General features: G+C 68.8%; 9 protein-coding genes. 3 read left to right on the top strand and 6 right to left on the bottom strand.

Annotation, left to right across the window (positions count from 1 at the left end; genetic code table 11):
* Positions 1-269: 269 nt before the first annotated feature.
* From JIG38_RS04185 to JIG38_RS04170, 4 genes are read right to left on the bottom strand one after another with little or no spacing between them, the layout of a single operon-like run.
* Positions 270-3,353, bottom strand: a complete 3,084-nt coding sequence (locus JIG38_RS04185; RefSeq protein ID WP_199422495.1) for a type III restriction-modification system endonuclease — start codon at positions 3,351-3,353, stop codon at positions 270-272.
* A gap of 5 nt (positions 3,354-3,358) precedes the next feature.
* Positions 3,359-5,230, bottom strand: a complete 1,872-nt coding sequence (locus tag JIG38_RS04180; RefSeq protein ID WP_199422494.1) for a site-specific DNA-methyltransferase — start codon at positions 5,228-5,230, stop codon at positions 3,359-3,361.
* Positions 5,231-5,232: 2 nt separating this feature from the next.
* Entirely contained in the window at positions 5,233-5,913 is a 681-nt protein-coding gene (locus JIG38_RS04175) for a DUF4391 domain-containing protein (protein WP_199422493.1), read from the bottom strand.
* Positions 5,906-9,178: a helicase-related protein gene (locus JIG38_RS04170; protein WP_199422492.1), complete on the bottom strand. Its 3,273-nt coding sequence runs from the start codon at positions 9,176-9,178 to the stop codon at positions 5,906-5,908. Before JIG38_RS04170 ends, JIG38_RS04175 begins: the two co-directional genes overlap by 8 nt.
* Positions 9,179-9,916: 738 nt before the next feature.
* Here JIG38_RS04170 and JIG38_RS04165 point away from each other — a divergent pair.
* Entirely contained in the window at positions 9,917-10,642 is a 726-nt protein-coding gene (locus tag JIG38_RS04165) for a hypothetical protein (protein WP_199422491.1), read from the top strand.
* A 929-nt stretch (positions 10,643-11,571) separates the two neighbouring features.
* Here the strand turns inward: JIG38_RS04165 and JIG38_RS04160 are convergent.
* The gene (locus tag JIG38_RS04160; RefSeq protein ID WP_199422490.1) at positions 11,572-12,456 is read right to left on the bottom strand and encodes an HNH endonuclease; all 885 of its coding nucleotides are present in this window, start codon (positions 12,454-12,456) and stop codon (positions 11,572-11,574) included.
* A 184-nt stretch (positions 12,457-12,640) separates the two neighbouring features.
* On the opposite strand from JIG38_RS04160, the gene JIG38_RS04155 reads away from it, so the two are divergent.
* Entirely contained in the window at positions 12,641-14,719 is a 2,079-nt protein-coding gene (locus tag JIG38_RS04155; RefSeq protein ID WP_199422489.1) for a nuclease-related domain-containing DEAD/DEAH box helicase, read from the top strand.
* Positions 14,720-14,769: 50 nt separating this feature from the next.
* Here JIG38_RS04155 and JIG38_RS04150 read toward each other — a convergent pair whose 3' ends face one another.
* Entirely contained in the window at positions 14,770-15,189 is a 420-nt protein-coding gene (locus JIG38_RS04150) for a hypothetical protein (RefSeq protein WP_199422488.1), read from the bottom strand.
* 131 nt (positions 15,190-15,320) lie between these two features.
* Here JIG38_RS04150 and proA point away from each other — a divergent pair, with 131 nt between their 5' ends.
* Positions 15,321-21,752, top strand: coding sequence for an anti-phage protein ProA (gene proA / locus JIG38_RS04145; protein WP_199422487.1), 6,432 nt, complete (start codon positions 15,321-15,323; stop codon positions 21,750-21,752).
* Position 21,753: the final 1 nt, after the last annotated feature.

Below are 21,753 nucleotides of genomic sequence, written 5' to 3'. Positions count from 1 at the left end.
CGTGCTCAGGGGCTCCATGAAGCCGAAGAGCTTGCCGGCTCGATGGGCGGCGTCCGACCTGGAGCGCGGCGGCGCCACCGTCAATCGGAGTGTCACTGAGCTGGCGCGCGGCGGACTTACCCAGCCTTGCACCGGAGACCTATCCGCGCCGGGGTGTCCCCATCCCGGTTTGGTCCCTCTCGCGGTGTCGGGTGGTGGCCGGGAGGGGCAAATATCGTTTGGTGATACCACCGCTCAAATCGCGACGGACTGTATGGCGGCGAGTAGCCTCACGCCCCAATCAACTGGAGCAGCGAGTCGAAACTGTCGACGACGTCGTACTTCACGCCATCGTGCTGGGCCTTGCCGTTGAGCGCGGCGAAGAACTTGCGGGCGCACTCGATCTTGGCGTCTTCGATGCCCTTGAGCTGCAGCGTTGACATGGAGCCCTTGGTCTCGGCGACAAAGTAGACGTGCTTGATCTTCGTAGTGTCGTCGCGGAAGGCGATGGCCCAGTCGGGGTTGTAGTCACCGACCGGGGTCGGGATGAAGAACCCGCGGGGCAGCTTCGAGTAGACGACGACCTCGTCGCTGACGTCGAGCTCCTCGACGAACGACCGCTCGATCTTCGAGTCTGTGACGACGTATTCGTAGACGCTCTTCTTCAGCTTGTCGCCTGCCCTGGTCAGGTCTTGGGCGGTCTGGCTCTCGGTGAAGATCGAGGAATCGTAGCGGCCGTCGAGCGGGTCGTAGGTGAGGTGCTCGATGATGACGGTGGCCTTCTGCTCGTTGATGAGCCGGGCGGCCTCGGTGATGAACTGCTCGGGGTTCTGCTTGAACTTCGCAAACGTGCCCGGGTTGATCCCGGTGAGGATCGCCGCGCAGGTGCGCCTGGTGAGCTGCGTCTTCTCCGCGATCTCGCCGAGCAGGTCGTACTCGACGGTCGAGCCCGCCGACACGGCCGAGTGCTCGACCTTCGTCTTGGAGACCTTGAAGCCGGTGCCCGCCTCGAGCTGCTCGACCTCCAAGCCAACGACCTGCTTGCCGCTCTCGACGAGGTACTGCGTGACGGTCACGTTGAGGGTCTTGTCCAGCATCCTGACGCAGTTATTGACCAGCTCGGCAGATTCGAACTCGACCCGATAGACGGCCTTGTGGTTGATGCGACCCCACAGCTCCTGGAACTCGCGCTTCTTGAAGTTGGCCTCGTTCAGCGGGATCTTCTTCGGCTTGCGCCCATCGGTCGGCCTGGGCACGTCGAGGTAGAGCGCGTCCACCAGGGGCCACACGAAGTCGATGATCGGCTTCAGCGCCTCGGCGGTCGGCGCGGCGAGCATCCCGGACGCCTTCGCCTCCTTGTACGCATCGGCGACCAGCCCGTCATCATCGACGTAGTCGTTCTTGATGAGGTAGTTGTACAAGGCGTTCGCGACGGCCTTCTCCAGCACGGCCGTCGAGCCGCCAGCGAGCTTGATGTGCTTGCCGGTGAAGTAGTCGACGCTCGCCTTGCGCGGCCTGGCCGACAGCGACTCGACGATCTCCTTCTGGAGCGCGGTGACGAAGTCGGTGTACGACTCGTCGGTCACGACGGTCAGCTCGTTGATGTCGTGCACGGTGACGGGGTTGTCCATCCGCTCGCCGTGCTGGTCGACCGACAGGCGCAGGCCGCGGCCGATCTCCTGGCGCCGGGTCGTGGTGTTGTCGCTCTTCTTGAGCATGCCCATCACGAAGACGTTTGGGTTGTCCCAGCCCTCGCGCAGCGCCGAGTGTGACCAGATGAACCGCACCGGCTCCTCAAACGACAGCAGCCGCTCCTTGTCCTTCAGGATCAGGTCGTACGCGTCGACATCGTCGGACTGGCCAGCGGTCTCGCCGGTCCTCTTCACGGAGCCGTCGATGGAGCGGCCGGTCTTCTTGTCGATGGAGAAGTAGCCCTCATGGGTACGCCGCACGTCGATCGCCCCGACGTACGCGCGGTAGCGCTCGGCGGCCCCATCGAAGTCGAATTGGCCGAGGTAGTCGTTCAGCACCGCCTCGTACTCTTCCTCGAACACGCGGGCGTACTCGCCGAGGTCGTCCTCGCGCTCGTAGTCGCGGTACTTTGCCACCTCGTCGATAAAGAACAGCGAAAGCGTCTTGATTCCCTGCGCGAACAGCTCGCGCTCTTTGTCGAGGTGAGCGCGGATGACCTCGCGAATCTGGATGCGCCGCTTCGCATCGTCGGTGACGTCCTGCGTGACCTCGCCTGCACCGATGATGTCGCCGTTGCTCAGCTCGACGATGTCGCGGTTGGCGTCGACGTCCCGGATGAACAGGCCCTTGTACGCCTCGATTCCGCCGGAGACGGTGTGAAGGTTCATGCCCTGGCTCAGCCGCTTCACCTGCCGCTTGATGCCCTGGGCGGTCTGCACCTCCAGCTCGACGCGCGCCTTCGGGAAGTCCGCGCCCTTGCCGACCTCCAGCCCGTCCACGTACAGGTATGCGGTGCTGCCGGCCAGGTGCTTCACGGTGATGCCGCGCACCGCGATCTTCTTCACGAGCTTCTGGTTGTAGGCGTCGATCGCGTCCAGGCGGTGCACCTTGGTGCGCTCGATCCTGTGCGTGGCCGAGTAGCGGAGCGCGAATAGCGCGTTGAACAGCCCGAGCGCCTCCAGCGACTTCGACGGCTTCTTCGCGTCGCCCTCGATCTTCTGCGGCTCGTCGATGATCAGGATCGGCCGGTTCCCGGCGATTACGTCGATCGGCTTGCGGGACTGGAAGTCGTCGAGCTCCTCGTAGATGCGCCGGGCGTCCTTGCCGGTGGCGTTGAACGCCTGGATGTTGATGATCATCACCTGCACGCCGGAGTCGGACGAGAACCGCTCCAACTCGTGCAGCCGCGAGGAGTTGTAGACGAACGTGCGGGGCTTGGTGCCGTAGAACTGTTGGAAGTGCTCGGAGGTGATGTCGAACGACTTTTTCACGCCTTCGCGGATCGCGATCGAGGGCACCACCACGATGTACTTCGACCAGCCGTACCGCTTGTGCAGCTCCATGATGGTCTTTGTGTACACGTAGGTCTTTCCGGTCCCGGTCTCCATCTCGACGTCGAGATTGATCGCGGCCGCGGACTTCCTCATCGGGTCCCTGAGGTCCTTCGAGAGCGGCAGTCCTCCCTCCCGCTGGACGGCGTGCACGTTCTCCAGAAGCTGCGGCGGAGTCAGCGCGATCTCCGCATTGCGCAGACCCGCATCGTCGAGCAACGTAGGCGCGGCGTCCTTGCCAGGGTCGATGCGGTACTTCACCCCGTCGGCGTACGGCTGGCCGGTGAACACGTTGACCACGGCACTGACGGCGTCGGTCTGGTACTGCTGGATCTTGAACTGGAGCTTCATCGGGTTCAGATCGCCCTTACCTCTGTGACGGGTGACATCTCGAGGAAGACCTGCTCGGCGTTGATGCGAGCGGCGTCATCTGCAAAGCCGACGTCCAGAAAGACTGCGCGCAACGGACGTCGAGAGGCGATTGCTTGTACAACAGCGTCGGTGATCTCGTCGGCGAAGCAGGCGATCAACGCATCGTCAGCGACCGACAGTACGCGCGTGCCGCCAACGTCTTCGGCCGCGATCGGCTCGGTGAGATCGAGTCCCCAGTCGAGCAATACTTGGAAGAGCAGGTCTTCGTCCGTGCGGTCCGGCTTCACGCTGGGCGCGAGGTCCGCGAGGAGGTCCTGCGAGGTCTTCTCCGCCGTGCGCCGGACATCCGCGAGGTTCGACGAGTCGATCCTTGTCAGTCTGTAGCCGAGGTCCTGCTCCTTGCCGCCGAGCGTGCGACGGATCTCGGTGCTCACGTTGCGCAACCGGGCGAGGCTCATCCCAAGAATCGAGCGGAACGTTGGTTCTGGGGTTGCGAGCGGTTCGTCGATCTGCACTGCGATGAAGCGGCGGTTGCCGCCGTCCTCGGCATTTTGCTTTAGCACAGCGTGCGCCGTCGTCCCACTGCCGCTGAAGAAGTCGAGGACGATGTCCCCGTCATGTGGTCTACCGGCCAGTTGAAGGATTCGCTGGATCAACTCGACAGGCTTCACCGAGTTGAGGACGTTCTCGGTGTGCTCGAAGGGGACGTACTTGAGCAGGGTCTTCTTCGCATCCTGGGTGTGGCCGACCTCCTGGTAGGTCCAGAGAGTCTGGGGGGTGCGTCCATCTGCAACCTCCGACAGAAACCGCTTGACCGCTGGACTGTTATTTCCGTCGGTGCCCCACCAGATGCGGTTGTCGGCATCCAACTCGCGGAACTTTGCCTCTGATATCCGCCAGTATGTCCCTCGCGGAGGTCCAGGGATCAACCTGCCTGAAGGCGTTCTTACCGGGTAAACGCCAGCGTCGTATGGATTCCGAGCGGTCATATTCTCGGCCTTCCAAGGCCCTCGAGGGTCATTGTCGAGGTTTTTGTACCGTGCTTCCATCGCCTCAGTCCGAGGTAGCGGCCGCGGCTGCCAGCGCAGCTTGTTCCGGGCGTAGCAGAGGACATAGTCGTGATCCTCGGAGAACCACAACGCCGAGTTCTTGGGCGCGTACACCTTTTGCCAGATGACCTGCGCGATGAAGTTTGGCGCGCCGAAAACCTCGTCACACAGCTTGCGCAGGTTGTCGACCTCGTGGTCGTCGATGGAGATAAAGATGACTCCGTCGTCCTTTAGCAAGTTGCGTGCCAGCTTGAGACGCGGGTACATCATCGAGAGCCAGTCGGAGTGGAAGCGACCATTCGCTTCTGTGTTAGCTACGAGCCTTTGACCGCCTGCGCCAGTCTGGCCGGACTTCTCGAGATAGTCGTTGGTTTTCTCGCTGAAGTCGTCGTCGTAAATAAAGTCCCCGCCTGTGTTGTATGGCGGGTCGATGTAGATCAGCTTGACCTTGCCGAGGTACGATTCCTGGAGGAGCTTGAGCGCGTCGAGGTTGTCGCCCTCTATGAACAGGTTCTTCGTCGTGTCGAAGTCGACCGACTCCTCGCGCACCGGGCGGAGCGTCTTGGCGATGGGGGCGTTGGCCGCGGAGGCCGCGGCGCGCTTGCCAGGCCAATCGAGCTGATAGCGCTCGTGTGGTCCCTCAACGATGTGGTCGGAGAGTTCCTGGCGGAGCGCGTCGAAGTCGACGGCACGGGTGGGGTTGCCGTCGCCATCGACGCTCTCGGTGATGGCCGTGGGAAACAACTCCGCGATGGCGTCGATGTTGCGCTGGGTCAGGTCCGGCGAGTGCATCTTGAGCTTGTCCACGGTCATTCCTTGTTGCTCGGTACGGGGTCGGTCAGCTCGGTGAGCGCTGCGGTGCGCTCAATGATCTGCCTGCGGAGTGCAACCTTGCGGTTGAGTTGTGGTTCGGTGCGCAACTTCTTCTCCAGTGCGCCGATCTCGCGCTGGAGCTTTCGGGCTCGGTCCAGTCTGTCGGTCGCTTCTGACACTGTCTCCCCGGCGCGCGTGTCCACTGGGAGCAAGGCGCTGAGGATCGCCTCGTAGAGGCCGGGCAGGTCGAGAGCTGTCGGCAGCGGCCGGCGCGGGCCATCAGCGGGCTGCCAGTCGCTCGAGAGGTACGCGCCGATCGTCGGGGTCTTGCCGGACAGCGCCTTCTGGGCTGCGACGGTGCGCACCCGGTCGCAGCTGGCGACCTCGAAGATGATCGGGAAGTGCACCGTCTTGTCGATGGCGGTGAGCACGTCGTCGGAGACATCCGCGCCCTTGGTCTCAACGGTGAAGACCTGAATCTCCGGTACAGCGGGCGTGCCGCGCAGGCGGAGGGTGTCATCTGCGAGCTTGTAGGCCCAGATGACGCGCTGGATGCCGTCGACGAACTTCTCCCGCAGCGCGGTGCGCACGTTGCCGTGCTCATAGAACTTCGTCTTCGGCACAGTGCGGCCGAACGCGGCGTTCGGCGGCCAGCGGAACAGAACGGGCTCAGTCATCCAGCGGCTCCTCGACGATCGCTAGGAAGGCGATCAGCTCGAAGTCGTCGAGCCCGGCGATGGTCTGCACGAGGGCGGTGGTACGGCCGGGGCTGAAGAGGCTGTCGACATCGCGCTCCTCGGTGACATCGATCATGGAGCGGATCGCCTTGGTGAGCAGGTGGCTGTACTGGTCCATGTCGGCCCCGTCGCGGGTGGCGGCGTTGAAGACACGGCACACCTCCCAGGCGGGTTCGTCGCGGGTGCGGCATCCTGCGCGGATGAGGTCGAGTAGGCGCTTGACCGCGGTGTGGTCGGCGATCACCTCGCCGCTGTTGTCTAGGTAGACAAGGTAGTGCGGATGCAGGCGGTTTCCGCGGTTGAGGTGCTCGTCGGCGTTGATGTTGCGCAGGACAAACAGCGCGCCGGGCTTGAGGCCCTTGTAATGGTCGGCGGGAATGACTGCGTGCAGGCCTTTCGGGGTGCCGGCCAGGGCGCCGTACTCCTTGATGTAGCCGAGCAGGTCCATGCGGAAGTCGTTCAGGCCCAGGTCGGTGATCGAGACGCCGGTGCGGACGTCCTCGAGTTCGATTACCTCTTCCTGGAGCTTGCGGAGCTGCTCCTTGCGGAAGGCGGCGTCGCTGGCCTCAGGCGTAAGCACGTTGTCATCGGCGGTCCCCGCGAGGTCGGCGATCACCATGCGGTTCTCTACGCGCTCCTTGAGGTTGATGTACTCGTCGAGGGAGATGTCGGGCCAGAAGTTGACGAGCTGGATTCGCTCGTTGGTCGATCCGATGCGGTCAATGCGGCCGAAGCGTTGGATGATCCGCACCGGGTTCCAGTGGATGTCGTAGTTGACCAGGAAGTCGCAGTCCTGGAGGTTCTGGCCCTCGCTGATGCAGTCCGTGCCGATTAGCACGTCGATCTCGGACGACTCCTTCGGCATCACGAGGTGTCGCTGCTTCGACCGCGGCGAGAACAGGGTGAGGGTCTGCTGGAAGCCGTAGCCCTTGCCGAGGGTGGTAAGCGGGTTGCCTTGGCCGGTGACGAGGGCACTGTCGTAGCCGTGCTCCTTGATGGCTGGGGCCAGGCTCTCGTACAGGTACTTGGCGGTGTCGGCGAAGGCCGAGAAGATCAACACCTTGCGGTTGCCCGGGTTCAGCGGGTGCTGGAACTTGCCCGCGAGCAGCTCGCGCAGCGCCTTCAGCTTCGAGTCGTGCTCGGGAGTGATGCCGCTGATCGAGGCGAGGAGCTGCTGGATGACGTTGCCGTCGTTGACGAGGTCGCGGTTCCACGAATCGACATCGATGTCGGCCAGGTCGATCGGGACCTTCTTCCCGACGGTGCCGCTCGTCGGAAACTCAAAATCGTCGTCCTCGGCGTCGATGTCCGCGAAGGCGGAGACGATCGCGGCGATGCTCGCGGCGTGGTCGTCGAGGGCCTCGATCGCCTCGGCAATGGTTCCCTCTAGCCGGTGCAAGGTAAGCCGGAACGCCTCGACGCTGGACTCCAGCCGCTTGAGGAGGTTGACCGTCATGAGCTTGCGGATGCCCTGCTCACGGCTCGCCGCGCCGAGGTTCGCCGTCTGCCCACCCATGTAGTTCTGGCCCGACCCGGCCCCGTAGAGCTGTTCGTACTTGTCGCGGCGGCTCGGGAACACGTAGGCCAGCGGCGTGTAGACCGCCAGGGTCAGGAGCTGGAGCTGCTCGAAGATCTCGGTGAATGCGGGAGCGTCCAGCAGGTCGGTGAGCGGCGGCCGCAGCGACTCCGGCTTCATCCGCTCGGGGAACGCTCCAAAGTCGGAGGTGTCGTAGAACGCCTGGATATGCTTGCGGGACCGGGCGATGGTAACCGCGTCGAGCAGCTCGAAGAAGTCGAAGTCCAGCCGAGCCAGGATCGCGTCGGTCGTGCGATCCTCTGGCGGCAGATCGGACCACTGGTTGAACATCCGCTGTGCCTGACGGAACACCTCCTCGATCGAGGTCTTGATGTTCAACTTCGCGGCGAGCCGCGCGGGGTCGCCCTCGTAGGCCAGGGCGAGCTGGTTGCGCAAGTCGTTGAACCGGTTGTTCACCGGCGTCGCCGAGAGCATCAGCACCTTAGTCTTCACGCCCTCGCGAATGACCTTGCGCATCAGCCGCTGGTAGCGGGTCTCGCGCTCCTCCACGTAGTCGGCGTTGCGAAAATTGTGCGACTCGTCGATCACGACCAGGTCGTAGTTGCCCCAATTGATCAGGTCGAGCCGCTTGCCCAGAGACTCGCCGCCATTACGCGAGAGGTCCGTGTGGGCGAGCACGTCGTAGTTGAAGCGGTCCTTCGCGAAGATGTTCGTCGTGTAGTTGCTGTTGTAGTTCGTCCAGTTGTCGGCAAGCTTCTTCGGCGCGAGCACGAGCACCGTCTTGTTGCGCAGCTCGTAGTACTTGATCACCGCGAGTGCAGTGAATGTCTTCCCGAGGCCGACACTGTCGGCGAGGACACAGCCGTTGTAGGTCTCCAACTTGTTGATCACGCCTGTGGCGGCATCTCGCTGGAAGTTGTAGAGCGCTTTCCAGACTTCGGTGTCCTGGTAGCCGGTCAGGTCGTTGGGCAGTACATCCTCGCTGATGTCGTCGAGGAATTCACTGAACAGGTTGTAGAGGATCAGGAAGTACACCCGCTGGGGCGAGTTCTCGGCGTACACGCTCGCGATGTGCTCGCGCACCGCCTCGGTCACGTCCTCGACCTGGTCCGGGTTGCGCCAGACCTGGTCGAACAGCTGGATGTACTGCTGTGTGAACGGCATGTCTTCGATCTTGTGCACCATGTTCGACACCGCCGGCCCCCGCTCGTAGCCGAGGTCAGCGGTCGTGAAGCCCTGGAGCGGCGCGTAGGCGGCGGTGTCACCAACCACTGCGAACGACTGCATCGGAGCGCCGGTGCGGTTCGAGCGGAAGGTGACCTTCTGCCGCACCCACTCCGCGCACTCCCGGGCGATCGCCCGTTGGGTCAGCTTGTTGCGAAGCCGGATCTCGAACTCGGTGCCGTAGAGGGCGGCATCTCGGTTCTTGTCGTTCGGGATGAAGAACTGGCGCTTCTCCGGCGCGGGCTTGTCGGTCGCCTTCGTCGTCGTGAAGGAGGGTGCGGTGAAGATAAACTCCAGCTCCTCGACCGATTCCAGCTCACGCTTGAGTGCCTCGAAGGCGAAGATCGAGAAGGTGCTCGCCGCGATGCGGAGCTTGGAGCCCGGCTCGATCGATGCCTTAAGGTCGTCGCCGAGGAACTCGTTGAGGTTGTCGATGATGCGCATCAGGTGTCACCGCCCTTGGGCTCCGGGCGAGCAACGTGCCGCGTCGGAGCCGCCAAGGGTTCTTTCGTCCCGCAACCCGACGGCTTCGGGCAGCAACCCTCGCGTTCAGTCGGGCGTGATTGCGTGGAAACCCCGGAAGACACGTAGTAGCGCACGGCGTTTCTCAATATGGCGGCCTGGACGGCAGGCGTCCGGGGTTCGGCGATCTCTGCTCGACCCCTGGCGCCGAGGGCGTAGCCGGTGCGCACGTCGCTCAACCTAGCGGTCGTGGCCCCCAACGGGGCCAGCGAGCTTTGGGCTGCACGTTGGGTCTGTCCCCCGTCCGGCGGAGTCGGGTTGCCGGAACTCCAGTGCCAGTGATCTTGGAGGAGCGCCTCGCGGTACCGAGTTGGCGCGGCATCCGGGGGGCCGGTGAGAATCACGGAGCGTGGCGCTCAGTAAGCGGGTTGGGCCATCGCGGTAGAGAGCTCGAGCCGAGACCGCCGAGTATCGTCGCCCAGGTCCCCGACATTCGGCTCGAAGGAGGAGGAGCGCCAGCGCTCTGACGCGGAGGTTCAAGCTGAGGACTGGCTCAGGCGCCCCGCTCAAGTGCGTGGTCCCAGGCGCCGACGTTGAATGGATGGCGATGCACTGATGAGGCTTGGTCGAGGGGACGTCACACGAACGCTTGGTCGCCATGGCCACCACTGAGCGGCACGGGCTGCTCGGAACCAAAGAGAGAGCCGGCGGAGCGTAACGATGACGGACGACGTGCTCGACGACACGAGCGAAGACCAGGGCAAGTGGCTGAAGACCCTCGATCGCGCCCTGGCGATCCAGCAACGAGTAGTCGAACGGAACGTCGATCGCGTCCGGCGGTCCCGGCCCGAGGCGATTCCCGCTGAGCTGATCGGCGCGCTCGAGAAGGCGTACACGGCCACCGTCACCGCGACAGGTGCGGGCGCCGGTGCGGCGGCAGCGGCACCGGGGGTCGGCACGCCGGTTGCGTTGGCACTTGGCGCCGGGGAGGCGGGCGTCTTCCTTGAGGCGACCGCGCTGTTTGCGCTTTCGGTCGCCTCAGTCCACGGTGTCCGGGTAGACGATGTCGAAAGACGTCGAACGCTGGTTCTTGCCGTTGTTCTAGGCGACGCGGGTTTCATGACCGTGCAGCGCATGGCGGGGCGTACTGGAGCCCATTGGGGGAAGAAGCTAACTCAAAAGATTCCGATCGAAGCAATTCGCGCCGCGAATCGGGTTCTCGGCCGGAATTTCATCACGCGCTACGGTACGCGGCAGGGCATCATTGTGCTCGGAAGGCTTGCTCCGTTTGGGATCGGGGCGGCTATAGGCGCCGGCGCCAATGCTGCGATCGGATGGGGTGTGGTACGGACGACCCGCCGCGTGTTTGGGCCCCCGCCGCCCCTACCGGTCGAGGCAGGCGACGCGCCAGTTCGACCTGATGGGGTCCGTGATCATGACGCTTAGCGCGGAGGGCATGGAGTTCTTGGAGGTCATGCTCGTGCTCGGAGGCCGCCGCGTATTGCTGGCACCCGCTTCTGAGCGTGACGAGGCCAGGCGGGAAGTCGCCGAACTCCGCGAGCGTTCCCTGGGGCGCGTCGTCGCGGCCACCCGCATTCGTAACGAGCTCGGGGGGCGCGGCGTGCGTGACGAAGGCCGCTCTGCGGAGCGGTGCCACCGGCCGTGTCGAGGCTGAAGCATGGTCCGATATCACTGGCGAGGACATTGGCGCCGCAGCAGCAACGGCACGCGTCATTGGGTCTCGGGTCACTACGTCAACCGCGGAGGCCATTCTCCGTGAAGTCGAAACGTCTCCACACGATCGCGACCATCGGCCGTAACGGTTCGCGTCGCCTACTCGTTGCGCTGGGCGCAGCCGAACGCTCGCTGCCCGGTGTGCGGGGCCCCGGTCTACTTCTACTCCAATCAGCAAGGAAGCCGGGTTTACTTCGACGAGATCGGCCCCCCATGGCCTAAGCACCCTTGCCTCGCGGACCGAGGACGCATCGTTCGCTGGATTCAGCAGCGGAACAGTCCGGAACGCCCCGTCCGACCCGAGCCCACCGTTGGAGGCAGATTCGTAGATCATGGGCCCGCATTACGACGAGGGCGAGACGCGAGTATTGGGACAAGTACGGAGGTGAGCCTCTCGAGGCGCACGTTGTACGTGCTGCCGTACCCGACGCGCGTGGCACGCGCCTGTGGCTAGATGCCATGTCTCCGCCGTACGTGTCGAGCGTCTGGGGCATCGGCGGATGGCCGGTCGTCGCTCCCGGTGACGTCGTCTTCGTGTCGGGTAGGTGGGTGTCCCTTCTCGACATTGCCCGACTTGATGCCGTTTGGCTGCCCGCCGAGCGCATTGCTTAACCAGCGGCTCCGCCAGACCGCGTCGACTTTCACGTGGTGAAGCGCTGGTACCGCCAGGCCAGCAGCTCGCGGTCGGGTGCGTCCGCGCGCCGCACGGGCAGGGTCAACTCCCGCCCGTGCATCTCCTGGATCCCGTGCTTGAGCATCGGACCGTCGATCTCCTCCAGCACGTCGCTCCGCACCTGCACCCGGTAATCCGGCGTGACGCCGAGGATGTTCTGGTCGTAGGCGGCGTGGTGGATCTTGCACAGCGCCAGGCCGTTCGGCGTCGTCGGGACGCCGTGCGCCTCGGAGTCGGGGACGATGTGCGCCGCGTCGAGCAGCGAGCCGTGCTGCAGGCGGCAGATGGAGCACTGTGTGTTGTAAGCGAGCAGCACGCGAGTGCGGAACGCTGGCTGGTGCAGGCGCTGCTTCGCTAGCCGCCGGGCGTACTCGCGCTGCGGCTCGGCGAGGTGTCGGACGTCGCCCATGAACCTGAACGCCTCGTCGAGTGCGATGATGAACGCCCGGCTCTCCGGCTCGTCGTCGACCACGTAAACCGGCATGACGGGCGTGTAGTAGTTGGCGACCTCCTTGCGGAAGAGGATCAGCGGCTGGCCGGTCTCCATCGCGGTGCGGAGCTTGCGGTTGTCACCGCTCCACGGGTCACCCTTGCGGTAGCTGTAGTGCAGCAGGCCGTCGTCCGACTCGACGTCGTCGTAGGGCCCGTTCGCGGCCGCGACGATCGACAGCGTCGAGCTGAAGGCGGCGGGGTTGCGGATGCCGCGCGAGAAGTCGATGAGCGGCAGGTCGTTGCCATTGATGCGGAAGCCGAGCAGCTCCTGCCGGTGCAGGAAGCCACCGTTCGCCTCAGCGCGCCCGCGCACCCAGTCCATGATCTGCACGCGGAGTGCTGACTCGACGGCCGTGTCCATGCGACAGAGCTCACCACGCGGATCGCGCATTGTCTGCCATCTGCGGGGTGACGGTGGTACGCCAGATCTCGGTGAGCCTCTGGCGAACCGCCGTCGGCCATATTCGGCGCTCGTTCCCTGCCGTGGCTTCCCCATCAAGTGCACCCCGTGCTCTGCCGATGAGGTGCACGAGAGGGGGCCCACCATGCCCGCAGGAGACTCCGCCGGCGCAGAGGCGCGTCGGCAGCTCGCGCTCGCCGACGCCCACGCCGCCGCGGCGGCCGAGGCGCGCGCCACGGCCGCTCGCTACGGCATCGCCGACGTCACCGAGAAGCGCACGGCGCAGGCCCTCGCGCCCCTCGCCGCCGTCGGGCACCACCTCCTTGCCGACCGTCGCTGGCCCGGCAGCCGACGCGCCCAGGTCGACCTCGTCGTCGTCGGGCCGGGTGGTGTCTTCATCGTCGACACCAAGGCGTGGAAGGACGTCCGCATCCACTCGGACCGCATCTACCGAGGCCAGGACGACGTGACGGACGACGTCCTCGGGCTCGCCGACCTCGCCTACACGGCCGAGGGGGACCTCGCCGAGGTCGGCCTCGCGCCGGGCGAGGTGCACGCCGTCGTCGTGCTCGCCGGACGGCAGGGCATCAACGAGCGGGTCGGGCCCGTGTGCGTCGTCGGCGAGAAGGACGTGCTGCGGTTCATCGCCGCCAAGGGGAACCGGCTCACGCCTACACAGGCGGACACCGTTCTCGCGCGTGCGCTCGCGCTCTTCCCCGAGGTCAACGCACCGGCGCCGGTGAGCATCGCGCTGCCGGAGCCGGTCGTCCCGACGCAGGCGGCCGCCTCGATGGAGCCGCTGCTCAGCGAGGAGGAGGTGCAGTCGGCGCTGCTCGAGGGGATGCTCGCGAGCCCCATCGAGGAGTGGATGACCTTCCTCCACCCGTCGCAGGCGAAACTCGTCCGCCGCTCGTTCAACGGGCCGTCGCGCATCCGCGGCGCCGCCGGCACGGGCAAGACGGTGGTGGGACTGCACCGCGCGGCGTACCTCGCGCGCACGCGGCCGGGGAAGGTGCTCGTGACGACGTTCGTCCGGACTCTTCCCGACGTCCTCAAACAGGCGCTCCAGCGCATGGCGCCCGACGTCGTCGATCGCGTCGAGTTCGTCGGCATCCACCAGTTCGCGCTTCGCGTGCTCGACCAGCGCGGCGTCCGGATCAACCTCAACGGGCAGAAGGCCGACGCCGCGCTCAAGGCCGCGTGGGAGCGGGTCGGCGTCGCCGGTCGGCTCGGGACGTCGGCGATGGACGCGCGGTACTGGAAGGAAGAGATCCAGAGCGTCATCAAGGGCCGCGGCATCACGCAGTTCGGCCAGTACGCGGACCTCCAGCGCACGGGCCGCGGCTATCGGCTGACGCTCGACCAGCGCCGCGAGGTCTGGCGTCTGTACGAGGCGTATGACGCCGAGCTGCGCTCGCAGGGCGTGTGCGACTTCGCCGACGCCATCCTGCTCGCCGAGGCGGAGCTGCGCCGCGAGCCGCTGGCCGAGACGTACAGCGCCGTCCTCGTCGACGAGGCGCAAGACCTCAGCTGCGCCATGGTCCGCATGCTGCACGGTCTGGTCGGCGACGCGCCCGACGCCTTCACGCTCATCGGCGACGGCCAGCAGTCCATCTACCCCGGCGGCTACACGCTCTCGGAGCTCGGCATCTCACTCGCCGGCCGCGGCGTCGTCATGGACGTGAACTACCGCAACACCCGCCAGATCCTCGAGTTCGCCCAGCGCCTCGTCGCGGGCGACGAGTTCGCCGACATCGAGGGCGCGATCGCCCGCGGCGACGTGCCGGGCAGCGTCCCGCGGGTCGGGCCCGAGCCGGTGATCGAGCAGTGCGCCGGCACGAAGGCGCGCGGGCCGCGCTTGGTTGAGCGCGTGCGCCATGTGCTGGGCGAGGTCGGAACCGGGCCCGGCGACGTCGGTGTCCTGTGCTTGAGCAAGTTCGCCGTGCGTGACGCGATCGCCGCGCTGAGCCGCGCGGGCATCCCTGCGATCGAGCTCGAGAAGTACGACGGAACGCCGGTCGACGCCGTCAAGGTCGGCACCATCAAGCGGGCCAAGGGCCTCGAGTTCAAGCAGGTCCTCCTGCCCGACGTCGGTTCGGCGGACGTCGGGAGCGCCGCGCCGCCTGAGGACGGGACCCAGCGCGAGCGCTGGAACCTGCGACGACGCGAGCTCTACGTCGGGATGACGCGGGCGCGTGACGGGCTTTGGGTGGGTGTCGTCTGATGCGCTAGCCGGCGACTCGGACGCTGCAGTTCCTCCGAGTAGCGCCGAGCTCACCGACCAGCTCCACGCGCGCTCCTGCGTCGCAGACCTCGTAGCGCCCGGATCAGGTACGCGACCGGGAGCGCCATCACCACGCCCCAGATCCAGCTCTCCTGCGTCGCGCCCACGACGCCGACGGCCGCGCACCACGCCGCGAGGAGGACGAAGATCGCCGCCGTAGCGCCGCGCACCTTTGGGCTGCCCGGCCGGAGCGGCCGGGACGCGCCCACCGCGCCAATGACGGCGACCAGCCCGAAGACGACGAGCGCGGCGGCCCACACCTTCCCGAAGCCGGTGTCCGCGCGCGCGACGACCGCGACGCCCAGCACGATCGCGACGAGTCCCGTGACCACGCCCAAGGCCAGCTCGACCTGGCCGATGCGAGCGCGGCGAACCTGCCGGCGGCTCGCGTCGGTCGGAGGCGTCGTCATGGCCTTCCTTCACCGGTCGTTCGAGCGCGGGCGATCGCCAAGCGAGTATGCCCGCGTACACCGACGGACCACGCCGTCTGTCACGGCCTCCCCGTACCCTGCGCTGGACCGCACACCTGGGGGCGCACCGCATGACCGCACTCGACACCACGCTCACCGACGCCGAGCGCCTCGGCCGCGGCCTCGCCGCGCTCGGCGCCGCGCTGCACCCGTGGGTCGACCGCGAAATGCGCGAGGACGCGCCCGCAGGCGAGGACTGGGTCGCGCTCTACGAGGCCGCCGAGTCCGCCCGCCGCGGTCACCCGTTCCGCCTCGACCCCCGCGACCCGCGCGCGCTGATGCGCATCGTCCGCCACACCCGCCACGTCTTCCCCCTCGAACAGGCGCAGCGCGCCTGGCTCGACGAGCTCATCGCCTCGGGCAACCGATGGGCCCACGTCCCCGACCTCGACCGCGCCGAGGCCGACCGCGCCCTCGAGACCATCTCGCTGCTCCTCGACTCCCTCGCGATGGAGGACGCCGCCGAGGAGGTCCGCGCCCTCCGCCCCGCCGGCCCGGCCCTCGAACCCACGCCCGAGACCGCAGACGCCCCCACGACCACAGCCACCACCCGCGACCAAGGCCCACCCAGCCCCGGCTTCTGCCTCCTCACCGTCGAGGTCGGCGACCTGGACGTCGTCGTCGTGTACCGCGAGGCGCTCAACTACGCGCTCGTCACCAACCGCGTCTCGCCCGTCCTCGCGATCCGCCTCACCAACAACGGCCCCGCCGCAATCGACCCCGGCCGCCTGATCCTCACCATCGAGCCGTGGAGCGCAGCCCACGTCGCCGAGCCGCTCGTCGTCGAGCCCGGGCCCGTCGCCCCCGGCGAGACGCTCGACGTGCCCAGCCACCTCACCGCGTGGCAGCTGAGCCCGTCGGCGTTCGTGCACCTCGACGAGTCGATCACCACGCGCCTCACCCTCGCGGCGACCACTTCCACCGGCACGACGACCGCAGCCGAGCTCGTCCGCCTCCTCCCGCCCGACGAGTGGTGGTCCCTGTCCATCCCCGAGGCGCTCGCCGCCCACGTGCGCCCCAACGACGCCGCCGTCGCCGCGCTCCTCGCCGAGGCCAGCCAGCGCCTCCGCGCTAAGACCGGCCGCGGCGACCTCGACGGCTACCAGGGCGGCGAGGAGCGCGCCGTCGCCATCGCGCAGGCCGTCTACGAGGCGATGGCGACGCGCGAGATCCGCTACATCACCGCGCCGGCGTCGTTCGAGGGCACCGGCCAGCGCATCCGGTCCCACGCCGCGGTGCTCGAGGGCCGCTGGGGCAACTGCCTCGACCTCGCGTGCGTCTACGCGGCCGCGCTCGAGTCCGCCGGCCTGCACCCCGTCATCGTCACGACCCGCAACCACGCCTTCGCCGGCTACCTCGTCAACGACAGCCAGCTGCCGCTCGTCGCGGTGCGCGACGCCGGCACGCTCACCCTGCTCCTGGACGCCGGGGTCGTCGAGACGGTCGAGCTCACGGGCACGACGTCGGCCATGGCGTTCGACGACGCCGTCGCCGCCACCGCGCCGTGGTGGACGCGCAAGCTCGACGAGGTCAGCCACATGCTCGACGTCGCCGCGGCGCACCGCCGCGTGCGGCCGTTGCCGACGGTGCGGCGCGAGGGGGACACCGTCGTCGTCGAGGTGGAGGTCGAGCGCGCCGAGGTGCGCCGGCGCATCCGCGGCGAGGTCACGCCCGCGATGCCCGTCGAGGACCGGCCCGCGCGCATCGAGGCGTGGCGGCGCTCGCTGCTCGACCTCACGCTGCGCAACCCGCTGCTCAACCTCTCCGCCTCGCGCAGCGGCGCGCCCGTGCACGTGCCGCACGGCGCGCTCGGCGCCCTCGAGGACCTCGTCGCCGCCGGGCAGAGCCTCTCCCTCATCCCGCACGACCAGATCGGTCAGCTCCACGTCGAGCAGGGCGCGCGCTCGGCGCAGGACATCGACGCCGACGTGCTGCGCCGCATCCTCACCGAGGAGTCCGGCCTCTACGTCGGCCTGCCGACCAGCGTCTACACGGCGCGGATGCTCGGGCTCGCGCGCCGCGCGCGGACGGCGATCGAGGAGACCGGCGCCAACAACCTCTACCTCGCGCTCGGCGCCCTGACGTGGACCGAGCGGAACAAGACCGTCCGCGCGCCGCTGTTCCTCGTGCCGGTGACGCTCAGCGGTGGCCGCGGCGCGCTGTGGCGACTGCGGATGGACGAGACCGGCGCGATCGTCCCCAACCACTGCCTCGTCGAGAAGCTGCGCGTGAGCCGCGGCATCGTCATCCCCGAGCTGCTCGACCCCGGCCAGGACGGCGCGGGCATCGACCTCCCGCGCGCGCTCCAGGCCGTGCGCGGCGCGATCCTCTCCGGCGGCCACAGCGGCTTCACGCTCGAGGAGACGGCCGCGATCGGCATGTTCGCGTTCTCGACGCTCGAGATGTGGAAGGACCTCACCGAGAGCTGGCGGTCGTTCGTCGAGCGGCCCGTCGTGCAGCACCTCGTCGAGACGCCCGGCCTGCCGTTCCTCGACGAGGCGCCCGAGCCCGAGCCGGACCCGACCGCCGAGGCCACCACCTACCTGCCCGTCGCCGCCGACGGCTCGCAGATCGAGGCGGTCCGCTGGGCCCGTGCCGGACGCTCCTTCGTGCTCGAGGGCCCGCCCGGCACGGGCAAGTCGCAGACCATCACCAACCTCGTCGCCGACTGCCTCGCGCACGGCCGCAGCGTGCTGTTCGTCGCCGAGAAGCAGGCCGCGCTCGACGTCGTGAAGCGGCGCCTGGACGACGTCGGGCTCGGCGTCTTCTCCCTCGACCTGCACGGGCGCAACCAGACGATCAACGCCGTGCGCGCCCAGCTGCTGCGCGCCATCGAGCACGGCGCGGACCGCTCGCCCGCATGGGAGACGCTGCGCGACACCTACCGCTCGCTCACGGAGAACCTCAGCCGCTACCCGCGCCAGCTGCACGACGAGGGCCCCGCCGGGCTGTCCGCGTGGGACGCGCGCCAGGTCGCGCTCAGCCTGCGCGAGCGCGGCGACGTGCCCGACGACGCGCTCCCGCAGCTCCCGACGACGCTCGTGCTGGGCACGGTGCCGCCGGCCGACGTGTACGACGCCGCGCGCGACCTGGCCCACGCGCTGCACGACCTGGGCGGGGCGCCCGCGACGAGCCCGTGGCGGCTCGCGGGCCTCAGCGGTCCCGAGGCGATCGTGCCGCACCGCGTCGCCGCCGCCGTCGACGAGGTGCTCGCCGCCGACGCCGCCCTCGCGGGCACGGTCCTGCGGCCGCTGCTCGACCTCGCGACCGCGCCCGAGCACCTCGACGGGGTCGCCGAGTGGCTCGACTCGAGCGCGGGGCAGCGGCTCGCGCCGACCGCCGAGGGGCGGCGCGTCGTCGGGCCGGACTGGGCCGAGCACGCCGCGCAGGTGCGGCAGGCGCTCGAGCAGCACCGCGCCGCGCACCTCGGCCGCCTCGGGCCGTTCGCGCCCGACGTCATGGCGCTCGACCTCGACGCCGCTCTCGCCGCGGCGACCGCCGCCGACGCGTCGTTCTTCCTGGGCCGCAAGAAGCGTCGTCGGGCGGCGCTCGCCCTGGTTGCGGGCGTGGTCCGCCCGGACGCCGAGGTGCCGCTCGACCAGCTCACGCCGCTGCTCACCGGCCTCGTCGGGGCGCGCGCGGCGGGCGCGCAGCTCGCGCAGTACGTCGGCGGCCTGCCCGGGCTCTTCCTGCCGTTCGGCTGGAACCCGCTCGACCCCGAGGCCGCCGTGCCCGTCGAGCAGGCGATCCGGCGGTGGCGCGCGACGGCGGCGCTCTCCGCGGTGGGCACGGACGGCGGCGACGCGGTGGACGCGGCCACGGCCGACGTCGTCGACCGCGCGCACGACCTGCCGTGGGGCGCCGTCGACGCCGTCCGGCGCCTGGCCGCCGCGTGGCACGAGGTCGTCGCCGCGCTGCGCCCGCACCCCGAGGACCTCGCGTTCTGGCTCGGCGGGCGCGGGCTGTCCGCGGCGCTCGCCGTCGACGGGCCGCTGTGGCAGGCCGACGCGCGCTCGGGTGCGCTCGTGCGGCTGCAGCGCTGGACGCGCGTGCGCGGCGCGATCGCCGCGTTCGACGGCTGGGGCGCGGCCGACGTCGGGCGCCTGGTGCGCACCGGCCGGCTCGACGGCGACTCGACCGAGGAGGCCGTGCGCCTCGCGTTCGCGGAGACCGTCGTCGCCGAGCGGCTCGACGCGACCGGGCTGCGCGCGTTCGACGAGCGGCAGCGCGCGCGGCTGGCCGGGCGCTTCCTCGCGACGGGCGAGGACGTGCGCGAGCGCATGCGCGTCGAGCTGCCCGCGCGCATCGTCGCCGCGCGCACCTTCGACCCGCGCGTGCGGGCGGGGAGGTCGAGCGAGTTCATGGCGCAGCTCGGGCGGCGGCGGGGCGGCCTGTCGATCCGCCAGCTGCTCGCGCGCTACGGATCGATCATCACCGAGGTCACGCCGTGCCTGCTGATGAGCCCGAGCTCGGTCGCGCGGTTCCTGCCGCCCGAGGGCATCGGGTTCGACGTCGTCGTGTTCGACGAGGCGTCGCAGATCCGCGTCGCCGAGGCGGTGGGCGCGATGGGACGCGGGGCCTCGGTGATCGTCGTCGGCGACTCCAAGCAGATGCCGCCGACGTCGATGTTCGCCGCGTCCCTGGGCGAGGACGACGAGACGCTCGTCGAGGACGTCGCCGTGCCGGCGGACATGGAGTCGATCCTCGGCGAGGCCAAGGAGTCGCGGCTGCCGAGCCTGCAGCTCAGCTGGCACTACCGCAGCCGCGACGAGACGCTCATCGCGTTCTCCAACCGCTCCTACTACGACAACCGCCTCGCGAGCTTCCCAACGCCGCCCGGCCGCCGCGACGGGCTCGGCGTCTCGTGGCGCAGGGTCGACGGGGTCTGGGAGGGCGGGGCGCGCGCGGCGCGGGTCAACCGCGCGGAGGCCGACGCCGTCGTCGAGGAGATCGGCGCGCTGCTGCGGCAGGACGCGGACCGGTCGATCGGCGTCGTGACGTTCAACATCCAGCAGCGCGACCTGGTGCTGGACCTGCTCGAGGGCTCGGGGGACCCGCTGGTCGAGGCGGCGCTCGCGCGCGAGGAGGAGCCGCTGTTCGTCAAGAACCTCGAGAACGTCCAGGGCGACGAGCGCGACGTGATCGTCTTCACGCTCGCGTTCGCCAAGGACGCGCGCGGTCGGGTGCCGCTCAACTGGGGCCCGCTCACGCGCAGCGGCGGCGAGCGGCGGCTCAACGTCGCGGTGACGCGCGCGAAGGAGCAGGTCATCGTGCTCTCGTCGTTCGAGCCGGAGGAGCTGGACCTCTCCGGCTCGTCCGCGCAGGGCCTCGCCGACCTGCGCGACTACCTCGTGCTCGCCAAGCACGGCGCGCAGCGCGCGGGGCTCGTGCGCGAGCGCGGGCGCGACCTGCACCTCGAGGAGGTCGCGACCGCGCTGCGCGACGCCGGCCTCGAGGTCCTCACGCACGTCGGGCTGTCGGACTTCACGGTCGAGCTCGCGGTGCGGGCCGCGCCGGACCTGCCCTGGGTCGCCGTCATGCTGGACGGCCCGGCGTGGTCCCGGCGCACGACCGTCACCGACCGCGAGGGCCTGCCGCGCACCGTGCTCGAGGGGTCGATGGGCTGGTCGCGCGTGGTGCAGGTGTGGCTGCCGACGTGGCTGCGCGAGCCCGACGCCGTCGTGCAGGCGGTGGTCGACGCGGCGCGGGACCCGGTCCGCCCGCCGGCTGCGGAGGTCGCGGAGGTCGTGGCCGAGAACGAGGTCGTCCCGAGCGACCTTGTCCCGAGCGACGTCGCGCCGGACGACCTCGCGCCGGGCGGTCTCCGGGGCGACCGGCTGCTGGACGGCCGCGCGGCGCCCTCGGACGACGTCGTGCCCGCGGTCGACGACCTCCCCCCGGCCGACGGGGAGCCGTCGGACCACCCGGCCCCGCCCCCGCCGCCGGACCCGACCGTCTGGACCCGCGCCGACGAGGTCGTGCGCGCGTCGGTGAGCGTGCTCGACGGGCTGCCCCGGCCGCGGAGCCTCGAACGGGTGCGCGCCGAGATGGACGCGGTGCTCGCGGTCGAGGGCCCGATGCTCGCCGACCGCCTGGTGCGCATCACCGCGCGCCGCTTCTCCCTGTACAGCCTCCGCGAGGCGCGCCGGCAGTCGCTGCTCGACGCGATCCGGCCCGAGCAGGTGCGGGTGTCGCCGAACGGCGACGTCGTCGTGTGGCCGCGCGATCTGGACCCCGCGACGTGGACCCTCCACCGGCGCCCGGTCGGCGAGGCGCGCGAGATCGCCGACGTCCCGTACGACGAGCTGCGCAACGCGATGGTCGACGTCGTGCGGCGCGCGCACGGGATCGACCGCGACGACCTCCTGCGCCAGACCGCCCAGGCGTTCGGCGTCGCGCGTGTCGCCTCGCGCGTACGGCCCCGGCTGGAGGACGTGCTCGCGGCGGCGCTCACCGAGGGCGCGCTGACGGAGGCCGGCGAGCACCTCGTGCTCCCGCTCTGAC

The organism is Actinotalea solisilvae, assembly GCF_016464425.1.
Lineage (GTDB): Bacteria > Actinomycetota > Actinomycetes > Actinomycetales > Cellulomonadaceae > Actinotalea > Actinotalea solisilvae.
This window is presented reverse-complemented; position numbering and strand designations above follow the sequence as displayed.